4 protein-coding genes are annotated in these 6,135 nt (G+C 38.5%); all 4 read right to left on the bottom strand.

The window, feature by feature from the left end; all coding sequences use genetic code 11:
* Positions 1-107: 107 nt before the first annotated feature.
* The 4 genes from ASU02_RS22515 to arcC all read right to left on the bottom strand — a co-directional run bounded on the left by ASU02_RS22515 (position 108) and on the right by arcC (position 6,132).
* A complete protein-coding gene (locus ASU02_RS22515) occupies positions 108-1,364 on the bottom strand; it encodes an MFS transporter (protein ID WP_057767669.1) in 1,257 nt (418 codons plus the stop codon).
* Positions 1,365-1,768: 404 nt separating this feature from the next.
* Entirely contained in the window at positions 1,769-2,482 is a 714-nt protein-coding gene (locus ASU02_RS22510) for a response regulator transcription factor (RefSeq protein WP_057767668.1), read from the bottom strand.
* On the bottom strand, positions 2,454-5,093 hold the full coding sequence (locus ASU02_RS22505) for an ATP-binding protein (protein ID WP_057767667.1): 2,640 nt from the start codon (positions 5,091-5,093) through the stop codon (positions 2,454-2,456). Before ASU02_RS22505 ends, ASU02_RS22510 begins: the two co-directional genes overlap by 29 nt.
* Before the next feature lie 100 nt (positions 5,094-5,193).
* On the bottom strand, positions 5,194-6,132 hold the full coding sequence (arcC, locus tag ASU02_RS22500) for a carbamate kinase (RefSeq protein ID WP_057767666.1): 939 nt from the start codon (positions 6,130-6,132) through the stop codon (positions 5,194-5,196).
* Positions 6,133-6,135: the final 3 nt, after the last annotated feature.

Below are 6,135 nucleotides of genomic sequence, written 5' to 3'. Positions count from 1 at the left end.
TTCTATTTCTATTTTAAAACAAAAAAGACTGTAGGCAAACTCGATTTTCATCGAGTTTGTCTACAGTCTGAAATCCCGAATCTCTAATAGATTCGGGATTTTTTTTGTTAATTTGCTGCACCTTCCACATTCGGACGATTGTTCTCTTTAATAAACAATACAGAAATCGTTCCAATGACTAAAAGAATTCCTGCGAAGTAGAATCCAGCATTTAATGTACCTGTAACATCAGTAAGGAAACCTGTAATGTAAGGAGCCAATATAGATCCGCACATTCCGATAAAGTTATAGAAACCAAATGCAGTACTTAATGCATGTTTTGGTGCGTTATCAGCTACAACCGCTACAAGCACTGGGTTCGTACTAATTTTACCGAAAATACCATAACCGATTAAAGCAGCGTATAATACCCACATACTATCAAATGCGACGATTGAAACAATTGCAATAATAGAAAGTGGAAGCATGACTAGCAATACTGGACGGCGTTTTCCCATTCTATCAGCAATCCAGCTAAAAAGAATAGACCCTGGAATCGCTGCCCATGGAACAAGTGAAGAAACAACGGCAACCTCTGTTCCATCAATTCCTCTTGCATGCTGCAAGTAATATGGAATCCAAGTAACAACTACGAAAAATGCATAAATAGCACAGAAAATAGTAATGTATGCAAAAACTAAGTTTCTGCTAAAAAGCTCTTTCATTTTAAGCTTTGGTTTCTCTTCTCCAGTTGATACTCCTGCACTTGACTTTGGCTTTTCTTTTATAACCCACCACATAGCCAAACCAATAAGGACTACTGGGATTGCAATAACATAAAAGGGTGCTCTCCAGCTCATGCCAAGTGTGCCAACTGTGTAACTAGAAATGAAGTACCCAGCTGATAAACCAAATGCCATTCCGCTGTTAATTATCGCACTTCCTAAGGTAATATGTTTTTTGGGAATTGCTTCAGATGATAACCCATACTGTGGGCCATAATAGAAGCCTTGGAAGATCCCGACTAGCAGCCAAGCAATCATGAACAGTGTAAATGAAGGCATCATCCCAGTTACTGCTGCCATAATACCGAAAAGAATCACACCAGGAACAAGAACTTTTTTCTTACCAATCTTATCTCCTAGTATTCCTGATGGAACATTAAGTCCGGCATAGCCAATGAAGAAAATACTGCTAATTAAACCTAGTTGTGCAGCAGATAAACTGAATTCTGCTTGGATATTGTCCATTACCGGGTTAAGAATGGCGCGTGTTGCATAAAGCGCAACCCAGCCTAAAAAGAATACAATCGTGATTTTAACCCAATACGGAATACCGCCCTTAGATACAGGTGCCGGCTCATCTTGATTCAAAACTTTAGCCATTTTCGTTGCCTCCTAATTTAGATTTATTTGTATGGTTCTTAAGTAAAAAAATAATATTTCAACCTCATCCAAACTATAGGATAAAAAGCATTGCAGTCGAATAAAAATGAAAGGGTTTACATTGCAAAAAGATTAAAAAGTAAGGAAAAGTCACTTGTCATAAATAATGGTTTTCATAATCAATGCTGCTTTACACATCATGGTCGGTAGTTGATTTCCTTTTCAGTATGCACAGCGACCTAAGGTTTGAGGTGCACCTCCTTGAGACATTCTCCAGGAGTCTCGTACCGAATGCTTCAATCATCCAACTTTTTCTAAAATACTCCTTCTAAAAACAGTCACTTTATTGAAAAGGGCATAAATAAAACACCGTACTGCTTTTTACAGCAATACGGTGTTACAGGTTATTCCTGGGGAATGCTCCTCAGCATGTAGCCGAGTCCAGGGTATGTCGCAATATATTCTTCTTTATTTTGTAGATGTTCTTTAATTTTTCTGCGGATTCGTGCAATGCCAACACGCAAATATTCAATGTCATCTCGATATTGCGGTCCCCAAACTTCTGAAAGCAAAACTTCATGCTGAACAACTTTATCAAGATTGAGGGCTAAAATTTCCATTACCGAATATTCGGTTTGTGTGAGCTTAAACTCCTCATCCTTAATCCAGCAGCGCTTACTTCCAAGATCAATAGCCAAGACGCCTGTACGAATAATTGGTGTCTCAGCCGTTTGCGCATCAGCAAAGCTGGACTGGGTTCTTCTTAAAACGGCATTTACCCGTGCAAAGAGCTCATCTAATGAAAACGGCTTTGTTAAATAATCATCTGCTCCAACATTTAATCCCTGCACTTTATCCTGGGCATTGCTTCTGGCAGTAAGCATTATAACGGGTACATTCGAAAACTTGCGCAGCTTTTCTAATACATAAAAGCCATCCTGTCCTGGCATCATGATATCAAGCAAAATTAAATCTGGGGAAATCAGATCGAATTTATCAAATAATTCTTCTCCTGAGCTAACGGTAGATACTTCGTATCCGATAGATTTTAGGTTTGCAGATATAAATCGCAGAATTTTTGGCTCATCATCAACGATACAAATCTTTTGATTTTTCATCTATGTCCCTCCCTCTTTTATTGGGAAAATATAAGATAAATGTACTTCCTTTTCCAGACTCGCTAATTGCTTCAATTTTCCCTTCATGTGCCTCCATAATACCAACACATATGGCAAGACCAAGGCCTGTCCCGCCTGTTCGTCTTGTTGCGGTAACATCGACCTGATAAAAGTGATTGAAAATTTTCGAGATATGGTCCTCGGAAATTCCAATCCCATTATCAGAGACTGCTATTGTTATATAGTCCTCTGTCTTGTCCAGCGTAATATCAATCGTCTTCAAGCTGGAATCATTATAGCGCAGGGCATTCGTCATTAAATTGACCAGCACCTGCTGAACGCGAATTTTATCCGCATAAAAGCTGAAGTCTTCACCAAGCTTATTATGAAAATGGAAGCTGGCATCTGTACGCAGGTTAAGAGGGATCTGCTCCATTGATTTTTCAATAAGATAGCATGCACGTACCACGTTACGCTCGACGTACATGGTTCCAGATTCAATCTTCGAGATATCCATCCAGTCATTGACTAAATGCAGAATCCTTTCGATATCCTCATGAACTCCTTCTAACAGCTCCTTTTGGAAATCAGGCTCCCATTCAACCTCCGGACGAAGCAAAGTTTCGACACTGCCCTTAATATTTGTAATCGGTGTTTTAAATTCATGTGAAGTGAGTGAAATTAAATTATTTTTTAATGTATCAATTTCCTCTTCCTTCGTAATATCGCGCAATAATAAGCCTTCACCAATCTCGTCCTCATCGAGCATAACTGAAAATTTATGAAGAATATAATATTTAGGCTTTTTTTGCTGAGCCCTATACTCTAATTTTAATTCCTTCTTTTTATTAGCAAAAAAGGCTGATAACTCTTCAGGGTCAACACCAAAGATGTTGATAAACTGTCGATAAACATCGTTAAAGCTGACCAATTCTTTCTCTTTTCCAATTTTAAAAGTAGAAAGAAAGAACTCATTTACATATTCAACCTCTTTTTGGTTATTTACTAGCATTAACCCTTCCGACATGCTTTCTAATACGGCAGCTAGCACGGCATGCTTATTACGGATTTGTTCAAATAGGAACTTGTTTTGCAGCATGACAGCTAATGAGCTGGCAAAGGTCCGAAGAAATTCCTGCTGGCTCGTTGTCATGGATTGCTTGTTCATAAGGTCAACAATTAAGAAGCCTTTATTGTTTTTCTCAATCTGAATCGGTTCGATATACTGCTGGTCGCCTACGATGTTCTTGCTAAGATACTGCAATAAATTTTGCTTCGCATGGATTGTATTTGTTGTTACAGCTAAATCGTGAAAGAACACATGGATGGAATACTCCATGAATGGCGCTATTTCTTTTAAACAATGCTGAATAAAATGAGCTAAATCCTTATTGGAAGAAACAGAGGTAATTAATTTATTTACTGCCTTTAGCTCTAAATTCTTATTTTTTAACGTGGTCGTTCGCTCTTCCACTCTCGCTTCAAGTTCTTTATTTAATTCGATTAATTCTGTTCTGTTTTTTTCTACTTCATCAATCATATGATTGAAATAATAGAATAACTCGCCCATTTCCTGGGGACCTTGAATCTTCTTTGTTACCGATGTTTCTTCTTTAATGCCTTTCGTATAGTCTTTGATATAGTTTAATAGATAACGAATGGTCCGTTCTAATCGGTCTGTTAAGAAAAGACTGACAAGCACCATAATTGTGGCGGTGATCAGAAGGAAAACAATAATTACCAGGATCGCATTTTTATAAGTTGAAGTAATGGCTTCTGTCGGCTTACTGACCCATACAGTCCAATTAAGATTATTTATTTTCTCATATGTTACATATACATCTAGATGTAGTTTATCCGTTTCAAAAAAGCTGCTGCCGCTTTTATTCTGCTGTTTTTCAATATATTGAACGATCGCAGACTTGGTAAGGTTCACTAGCTCTCTTCTCGTATCAACCTCAGGGTGAACAACGACGTTATTCTCTTGGTCGATGACAACAGCATAGCCACCATCACCAAAGGTTCGGTTTTTAATATGCTCACCTAGAGCATTTAAATCTAAAGCACCAAGGACATAACCAACTAGCTCACCTTGATCATTTAGGATAGGGGAAACGATGGCAACTAGTAAAATATCAGTTCCCCCTCTGCCATGATAAACAGGGGAAATGACTGTATCCTTTGTTTTCAATAATTCTTTATAATAATAGCGATCACTGAAATTATGATTTTTTCTTTTCACCCCGTCTGTATAGGACTCAGGGTAAAAAACAATGGATTGACCTTTGCTATCTCCAACGTACATATTTACGAAACCAGGGTAATTCGTTTTTATATCCTTCAATTGTTTTTGGATGCCAGGAATATCATTATTTAAAAAGGGTTCTTTCACATTCAGAGCTTCTGTTTGGATCGCTTTTTTATAGTCTAATATATAATTGTCAATATAATCTGCAAGATATTTCGCCGTCTGTGCCTGGTATCGCTGATTCTCTTTCGTTAAAGAAGATAATTGATAAATTTGAAAAACGCCAAGGATGGCGATGGAAAAAAAAGCAATGCTTAAAAAGGAATAGATAAGTTCTTTTTTTAAGGAGCGAGCCTTTTTCATGATTGGCCTCCTCTCTAAATCAAATGAGAAAAATGGTATCTGCGCTAGCTTTATAAAAAATTTAGCATGAACAGATACCATATTATATAATATTTTTTAATTATTTTGTAATTTGCGTGCCTGCTTTTCCTTCCATAGCAAGGTCTGCTTGGTCTAGTGAACAAATGATGGCTCTTCCGCCTTGCTCAGCAAATTTAATGGCAGCTTCCATTTTTGGCCCCATGCTTCCGGCAGAGAATTGCCCTTCTTCCACATATTGCTTTGCTTCATCAAGCGTTACATGTGTTAGTGCCTTTTGGTCAGGCTTGCCGTAGTTTACATACACATTTTGCACGTCTGTTAAAATCATGAAAGCATCTGCCTGTACTTCTTCAGCTAGTTTAAAGGCACTGCGGTCCTTATCAATTACGGCCTCAATTCCAGTGAGTGCTCCATCCGCGTTCTTTACGACTGGGATACCGCCACCGCCAGCGGAAATAACGATTGTATTGGCATCCGTTAATTGTTTAATTGTTTCAGAGCCTAGTATCGATTTTGGCATTGGAGAAGGAACGACACGTCTCCATCCGCGTCCTGCATCTTCTTTCACGATCCAGTTCTTTTCCTCAGCTAATTGCTTTGCTTCTTCTTCCGCGAAAAAGACGCCGATTGGTTTGGAAGGATCTTGGAAAGCTGGATCATCAGCTGATACTTCTGTTTGTGTCAGCATGCTGACAACAGAATGATTTAAGCCGAGCTTGTGTAATTCGTTTTTCAATGTTTGATCCATCATATAGCCGATGAACCCTTGAGATTCTGCACTGCACACATCTAATGGGAACGGAGGAACGATGTCCTTTGCTTCTTCATTTTGGCGCAGAATATTGCCTACTTGAGGACCATTTCCGTGTGTAACAATGACATTATGGCCATTTTTCACGATACGGGCAATGATCTCACTGCTTTTACGCACATTTTCTAATTGATTTTCATAGGTTGCTTCTTGCTTCGGCTGTAAGATTGCGTTCCCGCCTAGAGCAATGACTACTTTTTCTGCCATCTT

It is taken from the genome of Cytobacillus praedii, from assembly GCF_001439605.1.
Classification (GTDB): domain Bacteria; phylum Bacillota; class Bacilli; order Bacillales; family Cytobacillaceae; genus Cytobacillus; species Cytobacillus praedii.
Note: the sequence above shows the minus strand (reverse complement) of the source record. Positions and strands in the feature narration are given on the sequence as shown.